General features: G+C 54.1%; 15 protein-coding genes. 5 read left to right on the top strand and 10 right to left on the bottom strand.

The window, feature by feature from the left end; translation table 11 throughout:
- The first annotated feature begins 336 nt into the window (after positions 1-336).
- The 3 genes from nrdA to yfaE all read left to right on the top strand — a co-directional run bounded on the left by nrdA (position 337) and on the right by yfaE (position 4,094).
- Positions 337-2,622 (top strand): class 1a ribonucleoside-diphosphate reductase subunit alpha, encoded by a 2,286-nt coding sequence (nrdA, locus tag NR177_RS09520; protein ID WP_063880279.1) that lies wholly within the window; start codon positions 337-339, stop codon positions 2,620-2,622.
- Between the two features lie 78 nt (positions 2,623-2,700).
- A complete protein-coding gene (gene nrdB, locus NR177_RS09515) occupies positions 2,701-3,831 on the top strand; it encodes a class Ia ribonucleoside-diphosphate reductase subunit beta (RefSeq protein ID WP_063880280.1) in 1,131 nt (376 codons plus the stop codon).
- A 2-nt stretch (positions 3,832-3,833) separates the two neighbouring features.
- On the top strand, positions 3,834-4,094 hold the full coding sequence (gene yfaE / locus NR177_RS09510; protein ID WP_063880281.1) for a class I ribonucleotide reductase maintenance protein YfaE: 261 nt from the start codon (positions 3,834-3,836) through the stop codon (positions 4,092-4,094).
- 69 nt (positions 4,095-4,163) lie between these two features.
- Here the strand turns inward: yfaE and NR177_RS09505 are convergent, their stop codons facing one another.
- Positions 4,164-4,553 (bottom strand): RidA family protein, encoded by a 390-nt coding sequence (locus tag NR177_RS09505; protein WP_063880282.1) that lies wholly within the window; start codon positions 4,551-4,553, stop codon positions 4,164-4,166.
- A gap of 144 nt (positions 4,554-4,697) precedes the next feature.
- Here NR177_RS09505 and NR177_RS09500 point away from each other — a divergent pair, with 144 nt between their 5' ends.
- Positions 4,698-5,315 carry a TetR/AcrR family transcriptional regulator gene (locus NR177_RS09500; protein WP_256852774.1) on the top strand — a complete coding sequence of 206 codons (618 nt, stop codon included), beginning with the start codon at positions 4,698-4,700 and terminating at the stop codon, positions 5,313-5,315.
- Between the two features lie 69 nt (positions 5,316-5,384).
- On the opposite strand, the gene NR177_RS09495 is transcribed toward NR177_RS09500, so the two are convergent.
- A complete protein-coding gene (locus NR177_RS09495; protein WP_241567726.1) occupies positions 5,385-6,581 on the bottom strand; it encodes a nicotinamide mononucleotide deamidase-related protein YfaY in 1,197 nt (398 codons plus the stop codon).
- Between the two features lie 216 nt (positions 6,582-6,797).
- Positions 6,798-7,109: a stress response protein ElaB gene (gene elaB / locus NR177_RS09490; protein WP_063880285.1), complete on the bottom strand. Its 312-nt coding sequence runs from the start codon at positions 7,107-7,109 to the stop codon at positions 6,798-6,800.
- Positions 7,110-7,452: 343 nt separating this feature from the next.
- Here elaB and NR177_RS09485 point away from each other — a divergent pair, with 343 nt between their 5' ends.
- Complete coding sequence (locus NR177_RS09485; RefSeq protein ID WP_241567727.1) at positions 7,453-9,111, top strand: glucan biosynthesis protein D; 1,659 nt, start codon at positions 7,453-7,455, stop codon at positions 9,109-9,111.
- Between the two features lie 148 nt (positions 9,112-9,259).
- Here NR177_RS09485 and NR177_RS09480 read toward each other — a convergent pair whose 3' ends face one another.
- From NR177_RS09480 to nuoJ, 7 genes are all read right to left on the bottom strand, one after another.
- Positions 9,260-9,727 (bottom strand): GNAT family N-acetyltransferase, encoded by a 468-nt coding sequence (locus NR177_RS09480; protein ID WP_256852773.1) that lies wholly within the window; start codon positions 9,725-9,727, stop codon positions 9,260-9,262.
- 60 nt (positions 9,728-9,787) lie between these two features.
- Complete coding sequence (locus NR177_RS09475) at positions 9,788-10,693, bottom strand: alpha/beta hydrolase (protein ID WP_256852772.1); 906 nt, start codon at positions 10,691-10,693, stop codon at positions 9,788-9,790.
- A gap of 198 nt (positions 10,694-10,891) precedes the next feature.
- Complete coding sequence (nuoN, locus tag NR177_RS09470) at positions 10,892-12,349, bottom strand: NADH-quinone oxidoreductase subunit NuoN (protein WP_063880289.1); 1,458 nt, start codon at positions 12,347-12,349, stop codon at positions 10,892-10,894.
- Between the two features lie 6 nt (positions 12,350-12,355).
- Entirely contained in the window at positions 12,356-13,876 is a 1,521-nt protein-coding gene (gene nuoM, locus NR177_RS09465) for an NADH-quinone oxidoreductase subunit M (RefSeq protein WP_109717408.1), read from the bottom strand.
- A 208-nt stretch (positions 13,877-14,084) separates the two neighbouring features.
- Positions 14,085-15,920, bottom strand: coding sequence for an NADH-quinone oxidoreductase subunit L (gene nuoL, locus NR177_RS09460; RefSeq protein WP_063880291.1), 1,836 nt, complete (start codon positions 15,918-15,920; stop codon positions 14,085-14,087).
- On the bottom strand, positions 15,917-16,219 hold the full coding sequence (gene nuoK, locus NR177_RS09455; protein ID WP_013026506.1) for an NADH-quinone oxidoreductase subunit NuoK: 303 nt from the start codon (positions 16,217-16,219) through the stop codon (positions 15,917-15,919). Before nuoK ends, nuoL begins: the two co-directional genes overlap by 4 nt.
- Positions 16,216-16,767, bottom strand: coding sequence for an NADH-quinone oxidoreductase subunit J (nuoJ, locus tag NR177_RS09450; protein ID WP_063880292.1), 552 nt, complete (start codon positions 16,765-16,767; stop codon positions 16,216-16,218). The genes nuoK and nuoJ overlap by 4 nt, the downstream gene beginning before the upstream one ends.
- Between the last annotated feature and the right edge of the window lies 1 nt (position 16,768).

The raw sequence follows: 16,768 nt of genomic DNA, 5'->3' as shown, positions 1-16,768 counted from the left end.
ATGCCTGCTTTCTGGTGTTTGAAAAACTTGCGCAATGTTTGAAAAATCAGCGGTCGATCATAAATTGCAATATTTTCTCTGGATGGTTGACATGACCTGCGGCCTTACGAGACGCGGCTTAAGAAAACCCTTAGAAAATACAACCCCCGTAGACATCATTTTTTCCTCTTGTTAAGCGCCAGCAAAATACTAGAATAAGCCTCCATATTGTTATACATATCTTCGACAACCCCAAGATGTAGTGTTTATCCACAACATTATTCACAATGAATATGCTGTGCATAAATCGGGATTTCTTTTAATTATTGGATACTCACGCAAAGGTAAAAACGCGACATGAACCAAAGTCTGCTCGTTACTAAACGCGATGGCCGCCAGGAGCGCATTGATCTCGACAAAATTCACCGTGTCCTCGACTGGGCGGCCGAAGGGCTGAACAATGTGTCGGTTTCACAGGTAGAGCTGCGTTCCCACATTCAGTTTTATGATGGCATCAAAACGTCTGACATCCATGAAACTATCATTAAGGCCGCTGCAGACCTCATTTCTCGCGATGCCCCTGACTATCAGTATCTGGCCGCGCGACTGGCTATTTTTCACCTGCGCAAGAAAGCTTACGGTCAGTTTGAACCCCCAGCCCTGTACGATCAGGTTGTTAAGATGGTCGATCTGGGTAAGTACGACCGCCATCTGCTGGAAGACTACAGCCGTGAAGAGTTCGAGCAAATGGACGGCTTTCTCGACCACTGGCGTGACATGAATTTTTCCTACGCGGCGGTGAAGCAGTTAGAAGGCAAATATCTGGCTCAGAACCGTGTATCCGGTGAAATCTATGAAAGCGCACAGTTCCTGTATATCCTGGTCGCAGCCTGCCTGTTCTCAGCTTATCCTCGTGCGACCCGCATGGATTACATCAAGCGTTTCTATGATGCGATCTCGACCTTTAAAATCTCACTGCCGACGCCCATCATGTCCGGCGTGCGTACGCCTACGCGTCAGTTCAGCTCGTGCGTGCTGATTGAGTGCGGCGACAGCCTGGACTCCATCAATGCCACTTCCAGTGCGATTGTGAAATACGTTTCTCAGCGTGCGGGCATTGGTATTAACGCCGGCCGTATCCGCGCGTTGGGTAGCCCTATCCGCGGCGGTGAAGCCTTCCATACCGGCTGTATTCCGTTCTACAAACACTTCCAGACCGCCGTAAAATCCTGTTCGCAGGGCGGCGTCCGTGGTGGTGCAGCCACACTGTTCTATCCCATGTGGCATCTGGAAGTCGAAAGCCTGTTAGTTCTGAAGAACAACCGTGGCGTTGAAGGCAACCGCGTTCGTCATATGGACTATGGCGTGCAGCTCAACAAACTGATGTACCAGCGTCTGCTTAAAGGCGAAGACATCACGCTGTTCAGCCCGTCAGACGTGCCTGGCCTGTATGATGCGTTCTTTGCCGATCAGGACGAATTTGAGCGTCTCTACACCAAATACGAAAAAGACAGCAGCATTCGTAAGCAGCGTGTCAAAGCGGTTGACCTGTTCTCGCTGATGATGCAGGAACGCGCCTCAACGGGCCGTATCTACATCCAGAACGTCGATCACTGCAACACGCACAGCCCGTTTGACGCCAGCATCGCTCCCGTGCGCCAGTCTAATCTGTGCCTGGAAATTGCGCTGCCAACCAAACCGATGAGCGACGTTAACGACGACAACGGTGAAATCGCGTTGTGTACGCTGTCGGCCTTTAACCTGGGTGCCATCGAAAGCCTGGACGACCTGGAAGAGCTGGCAACACTCGCGGTGCGTGCACTGGATGCCCTGCTCGATTATCAGGACTACCCTATCCCGGCCGCACAACGCGGTGCAATGGGTCGCCGTACGCTGGGTATTGGCGTAATTAACTTTGCTTACTACCTGGCGAAACACGGTGTACGTTACTCCGACGGCAGTGCCAATGGTCTGACGCACAAAACGTTTGAAGCCATTCAGTACTACCTGCTGAAAGCGTCCAATGAGCTGGCGAAAGAGCAAGGTGCCTGCCCGTGGTTCAATGAAACCACTTATGCGCAGGGCGTGCTGCCGATCGACACCTACAAGAAAGATCTGGATGCGATCTGTAATGAGCCGCTGCACCTGGACTGGGAAACCCTGCGTGAGCAGATTAAAACCCACGGTCTGCGTAACTCGACGCTGTCCGCGCTGATGCCGTCTGAAACCTCATCGCAGATTTCAAACGCAACCAATGGTATTGAGCCACCGCGTGGTCATATCAGCATCAAGGCATCCAAAGACGGTATTCTGCGTCAGGTTGTGCCGGAGTATGAGCGCCTTAAAGATCAGTACGAACTGCTGTGGGATATGCCGTCGAACGATGGTTACCTGCAACTGGTCGGCGTGATGCAGAAATTCGTCGACCAGGCGATTTCGTCTAACACCAACTACGATCCGTCACGTTTTGCCAACGGCAAAGTGCCCATGAAGCAGTTGTTAAAAGATCTGCTGACCGCCTACAAGTTTGGCGTGAAGACACTCTATTATCAAAACACCCGTGATGGTGCGGAAGATGCACAGGATGATCTGGCACCTTCTATTCAGGATGATGGCTGCGAGAGCGGCGCCTGTAAGATCTGACGGTCGGGCGGGAAGCCTTTTCCGCCCACATTTTCCCGCGAGGCCGGTGCTGAGCCTCGTCTACTTTGGACAGTTTTTATGGCTTACTCCACTTTTTCACAGAACAAAAATGACCAGTTGAAAGAGCCGATGTTTTTCGGTCAGTCCGTTAACGTGGCGCGTTTTGACCAGCAGAAATACGACATCTTTGAAAAACTGATCGAAAAGCAGCTCTCCTTCTTCTGGCGTCCTGAAGAGGTTGATGTTTCACGTGACCGCATCGACTACCAGGCACTGCCCGATCATGAAAAACACATTTTCATCAGCAACCTGAAGTATCAGACCTTGCTGGACTCGATTCAGGGACGCAGCCCGAACGTGGCGCTCCTGCCGCTGATCTCCATTCCTGAACTGGAAACCTGGATCGAAACCTGGGCGTTCTCAGAGACGATTCACTCGCGCTCTTATACGCACATCATCCGCAACATCGTCAACGATCCGGCTGTGGTGTTTGACGATATCGTCACCAACCAGCAGATTCTGGCGCGTGCCCAGGATATCTCGAAGTACTACGATGACCTGATTGAGATGACCAGCTACTGGCATCTGTTAGGTGAAGGCACACATCAGGTCGCGGGTAAGTCCGTTACCGTCAGCCTGCGTGCGCTGAAAAAGCAGCTTTATATCTGCCTGATGAGTGTCAATGCGCTGGAAGCGATTCGTTTCTACGTCAGCTTTGCCTGTTCATTCGCGTTCGCTGAGCGTGAGCTGATGGAAGGGAATGCGAAAATCATCAAGCTGATTGCCCGCGATGAAGCCTTACATCTGACCGGCACCCAGCACATGCTGAACCTGCTGCGCACGGGCGAAGACGATCCTGAAATGAAAGAGATTGCCGCTGAGTGTCGTCAGGAGTGTTTTGAGCTGTTTAAGAAAGCGGCGTTGCAGGAAAAAGAGTGGGCGGAATACCTGTTCAGCGGCGGCTCAATGATCGGCCTGAACAAAGATATCCTGTGCCAGTATATTGAATACATCACCAATATTCGTATGCAGGCAGTTGGCCTCGACCTGCCGTTTGAAACACGCTCGAACCCGATTCCCTGGATTAACGCCTGGCTGGTGTCGGACAACGTTCAGGTGGCCCCGCAGGAAGTGGAAGTCAGCTCTTACCTGGTCGGTCAGATTGACTCCGAAGTGGGTGAAAACGACTTCGACGACTTCCAGCTGTAATAATGAGCCGTTCTGTTGTTATTCTGCGCAGCTCCGGTACCCGACTGGAGTGCGCAGACGATCACCCTAACCTGCTGACCATGCTGGAAGCCAACAATCTGTGTGTTGAATTCCAGTGCCGCGAAGGCTACTGCGGCTCCTGCCGTATGCGGCTGCTGAGCGGTGAGGTCGACTATGCGGAAACGCCGCTGGCTTTCATTGAACAGGGCGAGATTCTGCCCTGCTGCTGTAAGGCGAAAGGCGACATTGAGCTTGAGCTTTAACGCCTGAGCCGTCCGCGTTAAAAACCGTAATCCCGACCGGGTTGCGGTTTTTTTATATCCACGGATAGTTCAGGGAATACGCGCAATCACCTTAATTTCAAAATCAAACCCCGCCAGCCAGGTCACGCCGACCGCCGTCCAGTTGGGATAAGGTGCCTGAGGAAACAGGGCATTCTTTACCTGCATGATGGTTTCAAACTGATGTTCAGGATCGGTATGAAAGGTGGTGACGTCGATAAGATCGTCCAATGTGCAGCCCGCCGCCGCCAGGGTTTGCCGCAGGTTATCAAAGGCAAGCGCAACCTGAGCGGCAAAATCCGGCTCTGGCGTGCCGTCTGTGCGGCTGCCGACCTGGCCGGAGACAAACAGCAGGTCACCAGAGCGGATGGCAGCAGAATACCCATGCATGTCATACAGCGCATGGCGTCCTTCGGGAAATACGGCCTCACGAGTCATCATACAATCACCTTTAATCGATTTACGGTCAGTAAGTCATGCACGCATCACCTGCTTGATTTAAGATACATGGCGTATATGAAATAGAACACAGATACGCGCCGTATGTCAAAGCCAAATACGGTACGTATCTGAAAAGGAGGAGAGATGACAGCACGGCCACGCGCGGTCACGATGGAAGAGAATCGCGTCAAACTGATATCCGCAGCACGCAAAGCGTTTGCAGAAAAAGGCTTTGCAGCCGCATCCATGGATGAGCTTACCGCCAGCGTCGGGTTAACCCGGGGAGCGCTCTACCACAACTTTGGCGATAAGCGCGGCCTGCTCGCCGCCGTTGTAGCGGAAGTCGATAGCGAAATAGCCCATCGGGCCAAAGAGAGAGCGGCGGGTATAAAAGACAGCTGGAACCAGCTACTGGAGGAAGGGATCGCGTACATTCACATGGCGCTCGACCCTGAAGTCCAGCGCATTGTGTTACTGGATGGCCCGGCCTTTCTTGGCGATCCCTCTCTCTGGCCCAGCCAGAACGCCTGCCTGGCTGCCACGCAAAGCGCGCTGAGTGAGATGGTTGAGAACGGAGTAGTGAAGCCGGTGGACGTCGAAGCGGCAGCCCGCTTGCTCAACGGTGCCGCTTTTACTGCCGCATTGTGGGTGGCCGCCAGTGATGATCCTCAGGCGACCTTAGCGAAAGTGACGGCGACATTTAACGTGCTGGCGGGGGGGTTACTGCAGCCTACGGCATCATGCCAGCCGAGACCGGAGTAGCGTTCGTGCAGAAGAGCCGAACAGCCTGGATGTACAGGGCCGCCTTCACGCAATGCGGCCCTGTAATCCTTAGTGCTTAACCGTTTCGATTACGTCAATCCAGCCGTGGCCTGTGCTTACCTCACTGCCGTGCAACCAGCGCCGCAGCATATTCATCGCCATCATCGCCACGACTTTTTGCCGGGTTTCCAGGTTGTGGCGACCGTGGCTGAACTTCACGCGTTGCCCCCATGTGGCCTCTGGCGTATGGAGCGCAACGGAGATTTCGCCTTCGCGCAGATTGCCTACCGACAGGGCTAACGGTGTCTGAAGCCTCGCCGCCAGCGCCTGAGTACGCATTACCTGTACTTCAAGACTTTCGTCCTGCTGCGGTAAAATTTCGGTGGCGCTCAGGGGAACCTCAGCTGAAGCCAGCTGCCAGTTCAGTAAACCTGCGGTGTACTGCTCGCTAATCGCCAGGCGCCAGTTACGCTGATGCAGCTCACGCGCCAACAGTGCAGGCAGCCCCTCGGTGCCTTCAAAAATCGTGCACTCCGCCAGCAGCAAACGCACCTGTTGCCAGACCTGCTCCATTGCAACACGCTGGGCGGCCGGCCCGGTCAGTTTGATTTCGATAATGGGCATCGACGAGCGGTAGCCCATCAACACGTTCTCTGGCAGGGGCAGCGGCTCCAGTTCATTGGCAATGTCACTTTCCCCACGACCAAACGTGGTCAGGCGCAGACAAAGCGGCGGCTCGGGCAGTTCAAATTTGTCTTTCAGGCGGGGAATGATTTGTTGCTCAACCATTACTTTAAATTCTGAAGGTACGCCAGGCGTGAAAAACAGCCAGCAGCGGTTGAGTTGCATGGCGAATCCACAGGCGGTACCGACCGGGTTATCCAGCATTTCAGCGTTAGCGGGGATTTCTGCCTGCTTGCGATTGCTGTCTGCCATCACCCGTCCGCGGCTGGCGAACCAGGCCTCCATGGTTTCCAGCCAGTCCTCCTGCATGACCAGCGCTACACCGCTCGCTTTGGCCGCCGCCTGAGCACTGAGATCGTCACTGGTAGGGCCCAGACCGCCGTTGACGATGAGAACGTCCGCCTCAAGGCTACGCGCCTGTAGCGTCTCCACCAGCGATGACAGGGAGTCACCGACCGTCGTACGGCTGGTCATCGGCAGCCCGTGCTGAAATAACACATCAGCCAGCCAGGCCGCGTTGGTATCGACGATTTGACCATGTAACACTTCATCGCCCGTGGACAGCATTTCAACTCTAATCACGTTCTTTCTCCTTGTGCCAGTCACTTCACTTTAGGAAGCCCCTGCGTAAAACACAATCTGTAAGGCGGATTTAGCACGGAATAAGACCTTTTCTGGCGGGACAGGCGGGAGAGTAAAACAGCGGGACTAACATGCGGGTGCGAAGAAGCCGGAATTCAAAAACAAAACGGACAGGACGAAGCCTGCCCGTTGTACGCGATGTAGTGCGCGTTACGATTAACGGCGAGCCAGCAGCAAGCCTAAAATCAGTCCCGCAGTCGCACCGATGCCGATGCCTTTCCACGGTTTCTCATGTACGTAGTCATCAGCACGGTAAGCCACCTGCTTAGCACGGTAGTAGTAGCTATCGGATGCCTGGCTAACACGTGACTTTACATCTTCCAGCGCTCGTTCAGCTTTGGTTTTGAGTTCGATATATTTCTGGTCGGCCGGATCGCCTGATGACTTCAGCACTTCTTCCAGCGTTTCGGTCAGCAGTGCGATATCGTCGTCATAGCCTGTTTCGAAAGGTTCAGTCTGTTTTACCATCATTTCCTCCATGTGAATTGCAAAGCACAAAGGTAACTATAGCCATAAAATAGGGCTTTGCGCGGAACCCGACCAGGAATCGCCTGAAAATCAGCATAAGTAAACCGAACGCAAGTCAATCTGTGTCACGCTGAGCGCTACGCAAAGAAGTGTAAGAGATGGCCTGCTGGCCGTAATTTCGCTTCGCTTATTTGATTTATCTGATAAATTTTTAGCGAACTGAATTTTTCTCTACGCCGACTGTCGTACCCTGCTGTTGCCTGTAATAATCAGGCCATGTGCATAACAATGTGCTGACACGACAGTCACAACAAACTCGAACAGCTAAGGAATGATCTCTGGCATGAATCGAAGAATGTTTATGAAAGCGTCAATGGCCTTCTCCGCGGTAAGCGGTATGACAGGTTTATCGACGCTGTTCGCGCAATCCGCCTGGGCAGACGATGGCATTGCTGACGGAACCGCAGTACGCTTCGATTTCGATGAGTTGAAGAAGAATGCGGCCGCGCTGGCTAAAAAACCCTGGGGCGGCGCACCCGGCCCTCTTCCACCCACGCTGGCGACCCTGACACCGCAGGCATACAACGACATTCAGTATGATGCCAGCCACTCTCTGTGGAACAATATTCCCAATCGCGAACTGGATGTGCAGTTCTTTCACGTAGGAATGGGATTCAAACGCCGCATCCGCATGTTCTCCGTGGACAGCGCCAGCCGTGAAGCACGTGAAATTCATTTCCGTCCTGAGTTGTTTAATTACAACGATGCCAAAGTCGACACCAAACAGCTGGAAGGCAAAACCGATCTTGGCTTTGCGGGCTTCCGCGCGTTTAAAAAGCCTGAGCTGGCCCGCCGGGATATCGTCTCTTTCCTGGGTGCCAGTTACTTCCGTGCGGTCGATGACACTTATCAGTACGGCCTGTCCGCCCGTGGCGTGGCAATCAACACGTTCAGCAATGGTCAGGAAGAGTTCCCCGACTTTACGGCGTTCTGGTTTGAAACGCCGAAAGCCGAGGACACCACGTTTACCTGCTATGCCTTACTGGACGGAGCCAGCGTTACCGGTGCCTATAAGTTTGTCATTCACTGCGAAGCCGAACGCGTGGTGATGGAGATTGAAAATCATCTCTTTGCCCGCAAGGATATTCGCCAGTTAGGCATTTCGCCGATGACCAGCATGTTCAGCTGCGGCACCAACGAACGTCGCATGTGTAATACCTATCACCCACAGATTCACGACTCCGATCGCCTGGCGATGTGGAGCGGTAAAGGGGAATGGATTGCCCGTCCGTTGAATAATCCTCAGCGTTTGCAGTTCAACGCCTATGAAGATGAAAACCCACGTGGTTTTGGTCTGCTGCAGCTTGACCATGACTTCGAGAATTATCAGGACGTTATCGGCTGGTATAACAAACGTCCGAGCCTGTGGGTTGAACCAGTAGGCAAATGGGGCAAAGGCGCCATCAACCTGATGGAAATTCCGACGACCGGTGAAACGCTCGATAACATTGTTTGCTTCTGGCAGCCCGCTGAGCCCATTAAAGCCGGCAGCGAATACAGTTTTGCCTACAAGCTTTACTGGAGTGCCCTGCCGCCTGTACAGAGCGATCTGGCGCGCGTGGATGCAACCCGTACCGGCATCGGTGGTTTCCCTGAAGGCTGGGCACCCGGCGAGCACTTCCCGGATGTCTGGTGCCGTCGCTTTGCTATCGATTTCATCGGTGGTGATTTGCAGGCCGCGGCCGCGAAAGGGATTGAGCCGGTAATTACCGTTTCATCCGGTACCTTCAAACAGGTTGAGATTCTCTATGTCGAACCCATCAAGGGCTACCGCATTCTGTTCGACTGGTATCCCAACAGCGACGCCGTCAAACCGGTTGAAATGCGTCTGTTCCTGCGGACAAAAGAGGAAACCCTGAGTGAAACCTGGCTCTATCAGTACGTTCCGCCGCCGCCGGATCAGCGTAAATACGTTGATGACCGTCAGATGACGGTGAGTTAATCGTTCAGGCTTGACCTAAATGCATCCCAGGCGCTCTGCCGGGATGCATTTTTTTTGCCCATCATCTCCTGAGCGCGTGGTGAATGCGCACCCGTCAGCGCGCCTCTCTTTTCAAACCTGCTCCGTTTCGCCCAGTGTACAGGCAGACTCATTCGCCAGCCTGTTCTGCTCTGCGCATATCAATATGGGCAATGCCATCTTCAAGATAGCTGTCGCTGACCGCAACAAAGCCATGTCGCTGATAGAAAGCCTGGAGATGCGCCTGGGCGGAAAGAAACAGCGCATGTCCCGGCCAGTGCTGCTCACAACTGGCTATCGCCTGCGCCATGAGCTGGTTTCCCAGATTCAGACCACGCGCCTTATCAGAAACGATAACGCGCCCGATGGTGATGTCTGCCTGCGGGCCATCCGGTGACAAGATGCGGGCATACGCGAGCAGATCATCCTGCGCCATGCCCAACACATGGCGGTTATCGGCCTGCAAATCCAGGCCATCGACGTCCAGATAGGCACAGTTTTGCTCCACCACGAACACCTTGCAGCGCAGGACCAGCGCCGCATAAAGCTGCGGTACGGTTATGGCTTGCTGGTGAAGATCCAGCCAACTGATTTGCATCTCTTATCCTTATCACAATGGGCTGACTGCCCGGCGGCGCAATAACACTAATCTACAATGCTACCCTTTCTGCAGCCAGCGTTGATAATGCCCAGGCCAGGCGACCGTGGGCGTTCCGGGTTTTCCCATGCCAAACCCATGACCGCCCGTGAGATAACGATACATCTCAACGTCAACCTGATGCTGTTGACAGGCACGTGCCATAATCAGTGTGTTATGGGGATCGGAAACCGGATCGTCCTCGGCCTGGACCAGAAAAAAAGGGGGCGATGTTGATGTCACATAATTCTGCACTGACCAGGCTGCATCTTCTGCCGCCGTGGCATGCGCACCGACTAACATACGGTGCGTTGCCGTGTGCGTATAAGGCGCTTCCAGGGTGATGACTGGATAGATCAACGCAGCAGCATCAGCATAAGCGGGCGTGCTGTCCAGGGCATCCATGGCTGGGTAGCTGTGAAGCTGATGCCGGGTCACGGCCATCCCGAGCAGATGCGCACCGGCTGAAAAACCCAGCACCGTTAACCGCTTTGCCTGCGGTCTTAACAGCCGCAGCGCGCGCTGGGCGTCCTGTAAGGCCACTTCATTCCCATCAGCCCAGCCCTCACCGGGAAGACGGTAGCGCAGCACCGCTGCGGTATAGCCGCGTGCAGTTAACCAGCGCGCTGCAGGCCAGGACTCTTTTGCCATCTCAATGCGCTGATAGCCGCCGCCTCCGGCTATCAGAACAACATGACCGTTCGACACGCTGGGACTTAACACCGTTAAGGTCGGAATGGCGATATGACGTTGCGCCCCTGAAGGCAGCGTCTCGATCTGGCCTTCCGGTCCGCCGCCGCCCGGCGGTGTGCCAGGCCAGAGCGGCACCACCCTTTGTGAGTAAGCGGATGGCTGAGCCTGGGAACCGGTACTCCTGGCGGCAACCCATGCAGCCGCCAAACCTGTCAGAAAACGGCGACGATCCATAGAGGGTACTCCTGATAGCAAGGTATGGCCCATTTCAGCAGGAAACTATGGAAACAGAATGAAGATATGCATTTTATAACGGGAAGGTGGACGCATCAGTAGGATCAAGCGGGTTTGAACTGACCAACGGGCTGACGGGATAGGATCAAGGCAAAAAAAATCAGGCCCGGAGGCCTGATTCAGTGTAACGGCGTAAACTTACATCAGCGGCTGGGCCATTTGTACCAGTCTGATTAGCGGCTGTGGATAAACACCCAACAGCAGCACCAGAATCGCAGAAATCAGCACCACAACACCACCGGCGGTGAAAGCCCAGTTCGCTGGCGTATCGCGGCTCAGCAGTTCTGGTGGACTGAGGTACAGACTGACGGTAACGCGCAGATAGTAATACAGGCCAATCGCACTACCGACCACGACCGCACCGGTCAGCCACCACAGGTGAGCACTGACACCTGAGGCAATAACGTAGAACTTACCGATAAAGCCCAGCGTCATTGGAATACCGGCCAGTGACAGCATCATTACGGTCATTACCGCAGACAGAATCGGACGATGCCAGAACAGACCACGGTAGGAGTACAGTGAATCGGCGTCCGGGCCACGATACGGGCTCGACATCAGGCTCACGACACCAAAAGCACCCAGGCTGCTGAACAGATAACCCGCCAGGTAAACCCCAGAGGTTTCCAGCGACAGCTGATGATCTTTAACCGCAATCAGCGCGACCAGCAGGTAACCCAAATGGGCGATAGACGAGTAACCCAGCAGACGCTTGATGTTGCTCTGCGAAATCGCCATCAGGTTACCGAACAGGATGGAAACAAAGGCGATAATGCCCAGTACCGTCCGCACGGCTTCGCTGTCCGTGACCGGCGCGTACATGAACAGACGCATGACAACACCAAAAATGGCAATTTTACTGGCGGTTGCCAGGAAGGTTGACACCGGTGCAGGCGCGCCTTGATACACGTCTGGCGTCCACAGGTGGAACGGCACCAGCGACAGCTTAAAGCCCAGGCCGATAATCAGCATCCCCAGTCCCACTAGCAACAGCGGTTCCTGAATCATGCTGTCAGTGAGGCTTTTGCCCAAGCTGACAAAGCCCAGGTTGCCGGAGTCAGCGTAAATCAGCGCGATACCAAACAGCAGGAAAGACGATGCTGCCGCCGACAAGATGGTGTATTTCAGGGCCGCTTCCAGAGAACGTTTCTGGCGGAACGCGTAACCAATCAACCCAAACAGCGGCAGAGACAGCAGTTCAATACCAATAAACAGCGACGCAAGGTGGTTAGAGGCTGACAGTACAATACCGCCCAGCGCGGCAATCAATACCAGCAGATAGAACTCGTCCTTGTTATCCGGGAATGTTGCCAGCCACGGATAGGCGAAGGTACAGGTTGCCAGGCTGGCCAGCATCACCAGTGCGGTATAGAACATCGAATAAGCGTCGACGCGCAACAGCGGCGTGACGTCCATCGCCCCGACATGGCCCACAAAGTAGAGTGACAGCAGAGCCAGGTTCAGGCCAACCACCGTTAGCGTGGCGTTAACAAAGTGGTTGCGTCGCCAGGCAATGGACAGCATCACAACCACCACCGTCAATCCGACGATTAACAGCGGCAGCAACGCGATCAATTGTTGAGGAGTTATTGTCATGGCGAATTACGGCCTTGTAGTTGAAATTGAAGCGGTAAACCACTGCTGAATATTGCTCATTGCAGCATGTGAGGTATCCAGAATCGGCTGTGGATAAATACCCAGCAGCACCAGCAGAACCACGAGCACGCCAATGGTCATGAATTCACGTGCCGACATTCCCGGCAGTGGATCTTTAGATTTCGCTTCACCGTAATAGGCACGCTGCATCATTACCAGCGAATAAACCGAAGCGAAAACCAGACCAAAGGTCGCAATCACAATAATGACAGGGACGATCTGGAAGCTGCCGGTGAGGATCATAAACTCACCCACGAAGTTACCGGTGCCCGGCATCCCCAGGTTGGCGACAGCAAAGAACAGTGATAAACCCGGAATCCATTTGATACGCGACCACAGACCGCCCATCTGACGCATGTCACGCGTGTGCAGACGCTCATACAACTGTCCACACAGGATGAACAGTGCCGCCGCCGACAAACCGTGCGCAATCATCTGTACCACTGCGCCCTGCATAGCCAGCTGGCTACCGGTGTAAATCGCAATCAGCACAAAGCCCATGTGTGAAATCGAGGTGTAGGCAATCAGTCGTTTAATATCAGTCTGCGAGAACGCCATCCATGCGCCGTAGAAGATACCGATAATACCTAACCACATCGCGATAGGTGCAAACTCAGCCGAGGCGTTGGGAAACAGCGGCAGGCTGAAGCGCAGCAAACCATAGGCTGCGGTTTTCAGCAGAATACCCGCAAGGTCAACTGAACCGGCTGTCGGTGCCTGACTGTGCGCATCCGGCAGCCAGCCGTGCAGCGGCACAACCGGCATTTTCACCGCAAACGCGATAAAGAAGCCCAGCATTAGCAGATATTCAACGGTGTGCGACATTGGCGTTTTCAACAACTGTTCGTAGTTGAAGGTCCAGACGCCGGTAGCGTTGTAATGAACAAACACCAGCGCCAGAATCGCAATCAGCATCACCAGACCTGACGCCTGGGTATAAATAAAGAATTTGGTGGCGGCGGTGATACGTGTCTTACCGTCCGATGCCTTATGTCCCCACAGTGCAATGAGGAAGTACATCGGCACCAGCATCATTTCCCAGAAGAAGAAGAACAGGAACATGTCGATGGCAAGGAACACGCCGATAACGCCGCCCAGAATCCACATCAGGTTAAGATGGAAGAATCCCTGATACTTCTCGATCTCGTTCCATGAACACAGCACCGCCATCAGGCCGAGCAGTCCAGTCAGCACCACCATTAACAGCGAAAGGCCATCAAGCGCTAAATGGAAATTAATGCCGAAACGAGGAATCCAGGGTACTGAGAAGCTCGATTGCCACTGCGGAATACCCGCTGCCTGCGTCAGTGAATAGCCACCCTGCAACCAGAGCTGCAGTGAAAGCGCCAACGTCAGCCCCATGGTGATCAGGGCAATCCAGCGTGGCACCTTCGCGCCGAAGCGCTCGGTGAGCCAGCAGATAAAACCACCGAAGAAGGGTATGAAAATTAGCCAAGGTAATAACACGGCATACTTCCCTTTTTTTTGTCCTGGCTCGGGCTATCTCACTTGCCCGTTTCGCCCCCGGCAGTGCTCGCATCCTCACGTACTTCAGTACGCTCCGGTTGCTGTGCGCTGGCGGTGGCGAAACGGACTGCGCCGATTACGCCCTTACATCAGACAATCTTTGACATTCTTAATGGGTAAGTTTTCACACCTACCCGCTCATCAATCTTTAAATTACCAGCAACAGGGCCAGAACCACGACGGCGCCCACGCTCATCGACGCCACGTACCAGCGCAGATAACCGTTTTCACTCACCACCAGACCTTTATTGGCGATACGTGAAAGCAACGCAGGCAGGTTCATCAAGCCGTTAAGCGGATCGCGTTTCAACAGCCACGCAATGCCCAGGTAAGGTTTGACAAACACTTTATCGTAGAGCCAGTCGAAGCCCCAGGCGGCGAACCACCAGGTGCCAAAGAACCGGCCCGGGCCGCTATTGGCGATGCGGGTAACCAGTTGACGCTTGCCCAGCCAGAGCGCGGCAGCAATAACGATGCCGGCAACGGCGACCAGACCAGAAGCGATCTCCAGCGTCACTTTACCGTTTTCACCAAACTCATTAGCCGGTAAAACACCCGCCAGCGGTGGGGTAATTAATGCGCCAATAAAGGTGGAGAGCACCAGCAGTACAATCAGCGGCAGATGATGGGTAATGCCTTTACCCGCATGAGCATGAATTTTCTCTTCGCCGTGGAACACGATGAAGATCATGCGGAAGGTATAGATTGAGGTCAGGAACGCCCCCACCAGACCCGCAACCATCAGGTTAAGATGACCGTTAGCCAGCGCACCAAACAGGATTTCATCTTTACTGTAGAAACCTGCGGTAATCAGCGGCAGTGCCGCCAGCGCCGCGCCGCCGACCAGGAAGCAGGTATAAACCAGCGGGATACTTTTACGCAGTCCGCCCATCTTAAAGATGTTCTGCTCGTGGTGGCAGGCCAGAATAACCGAACCTGAAGAGAGGAACAGTAAGGCTTTAAAGAAGGCGTGAGTCATCAGGTGGAAAATCGCGGCATCCCACGCCTGTACGCCCAGCGCCAGGAACATATAGCCAATCTGGCTCATGGTGGAGTAAGCGAGAACACGTTTGATGTCCGTCTGAACCAGCGCGGCAAAACCGGCAAGCACCAGGGTAATGGCACCGATAATACCGACCAGATGCAGCACTTCAGGCGTCAGCAGGAACAGGCCATGTGTGCGGGCAATCAGGTACACACCCGCCGTCACCATGGTCGCGGCGTGAATCAGTGCCGATACCGGTGTTGGACCTGCCATTGCATCCGCCAGCCAGGTCTGTAAAGGCAATTGGGCAGACTTACCGACCGCACCGCCTAACAGCATCAGGGTCGCCCACTGCAGCATGTGATTGTCGGCGGCAAAGTGTGCCGGTGCCAGTTCAACCATTTCGCGGAAGTTGAGCGTACCCAGTTCGTTGTAAAGAATGAACAGGGCAAAGGCCAGAAACACATCGCCGACGCGCGTGATGATAAAAGCTTTCATCGCCGCTTTGCCGTTTTCTGGATTGCTGTAGTAGAAGCCAATCAGTAAGTAGGAGCACAACCCTACCCCTTCCCAGCCCAGATACATCAGCATCAGGTTATCCGCCAGCACCAGAACCACCATGCTGGCGATAAACAGGTTGGTATAGGCGAAGAAGCGGGAATAGCCCTCTTCGCCACGCATGTACCAGGAGGCGAACATATGGATCAGGAAACCGACGCCGGTGACCACCGACAGCATGGTCAGTGACAGGCCATCCAGGGTCAGATTGACCTGGATGTTGAAATTGCCCACGTGAATCCAGGTCCACAGCGCCTGAGTGAAGACCTGCTGCCCGTTAGCAAAGAAGTCGAAGCCAACAAAAACGGTCGTCAGTGCGGCTAACCCCACCGATCCCATTCCCACAGCAGCCGATAAATTCTCTGACCAGCGACCACGGGAAAACGCTAACAGCAAAAAGCCGATTAGCGGAAACAAGACAGTTAAATAGAGAAGATTCATCCGCGCATCTCGCTCACAATATCAATGTTCAGCGTCTGACGACGACGATAGAGCTGAAGCAGCAGGGCCAGACCAATACTGGCTTCCGCTGCGGCGAGGCTGATTGCCAGAATATACATCACCTGACCATCGGCCTGTCCCCAGTAGCTGCCCGCGACGACCAGCGCCAGGGCCGCAGCGTTGATCATGATTTCAAGGCTGATCAGCATAAACAGCAGGTTACGGCGCAGTACCAGCGAGGTCAGTCCAAGGACGAACAGCACCGCGGCCAGAATCAATCCATGTTGTAACGGAATCATGCTTGCTCCTTATTCGCCTGCGCGGCTTCGTTTGAACGGTTGCTCAGCACTTCACCCTGACGCTCTTCGCGTCCCAGATGGAAGGCCACCACCAGACCGGCCAGCAGCAGCATTGACGCCAGTTCAACCGCCAGGACATAAGGGCCAAACAGGCTAATACCGACCGCTTTTGCGTCGATGATTTTACCGTCAATGCCCTGGTCATGCGCTGTCATGATGGCGTAAATCATGACCGCTAACAGCAGAAACGAAACCAGTCCGGGACCAATCCACAATGACGGGCTCAGCCATTCGCGTTCCTGTTTTTCAGTGGCTTTGCCCAGATTGAGCATCATCACGACGAACACGAACAGCACCATAATGGCACCGGCATAAACGATGATTTCCAGCGCACCGGCAAAATAGGCACCCAGGGAGAAAAAGACGCCAGCCACCGATAACAGCGAAACGATCAGGTACAGCAACGCATGTACCGGATTAGTGTGGGTGATAACGCGTAACGTCGTCACTACCGCCACCAGTCCGCAAAGATAAAACGCAAATTCCATG

The organism is Pantoea sp. Fr+CA_20 (assembly GCF_024520835.1).
Lineage (GTDB): Bacteria > Pseudomonadota > Gammaproteobacteria > Enterobacterales > Enterobacteriaceae > Pantoea > Pantoea allii.
This window is presented reverse-complemented; position numbering and strand designations above follow the sequence as displayed.

Coding starts and splice junctions, on each gene's coding strand:
- nrdA (WP_063880279.1), top strand. CDS start 337: ATGAACCAAAGTCTGCTCGTTACTAAACGCGATGGCCGCCAGGAGCGC.
- nrdB (WP_063880280.1), top strand. CDS start 2,701: ATGGCTTACTCCACTTTTTCACAGAACAAAAATGACCAGTTGAAAGAG.
- yfaE (WP_063880281.1), top strand. CDS start 3,834: ATGAGCCGTTCTGTTGTTATTCTGCGCAGCTCCGGTACCCGACTGGAG.
- NR177_RS09505 (WP_063880282.1), bottom strand. CDS start 4,553: ATGATGACTCGTGAGGCCGTATTTCCCGAAGGACGCCATGCGCTGTAT.
- NR177_RS09500 (WP_256852774.1), top strand. CDS start 4,698: ATGACAGCACGGCCACGCGCGGTCACGATGGAAGAGAATCGCGTCAAA.
- elaB (WP_063880285.1), bottom strand. CDS start 7,109: ATGGTAAAACAGACTGAACCTTTCGAAACAGGCTATGACGACGATATC.
- NR177_RS09485 (WP_241567727.1), top strand. CDS start 7,453: ATGAATCGAAGAATGTTTATGAAAGCGTCAATGGCCTTCTCCGCGGTA.
- NR177_RS09480 (WP_256852773.1), bottom strand. CDS start 9,727: ATGCAAATCAGTTGGCTGGATCTTCACCAGCAAGCCATAACCGTACCG.
- NR177_RS09475 (WP_256852772.1), bottom strand. CDS start 10,693: ATGGATCGTCGCCGTTTTCTGACAGGTTTGGCGGCTGCATGGGTTGCC.
- nuoN (WP_063880289.1), bottom strand. CDS start 12,349: ATGACAATAACTCCTCAACAATTGATCGCGTTGCTGCCGCTGTTAATC.
- nuoL (WP_063880291.1), bottom strand. CDS start 15,920: ATGAATCTTCTCTATTTAACTGTCTTGTTTCCGCTAATCGGCTTTTTG.
- nuoK (WP_013026506.1), bottom strand. CDS start 16,219: ATGATTCCGTTACAACATGGATTGATTCTGGCCGCGGTGCTGTTCGTC.
- nuoJ (WP_063880292.1), bottom strand. CDS start 16,767: ATGGAATTTGCGTTTTATCTTTGCGGACTGGTGGCGGTAGTGACGACG.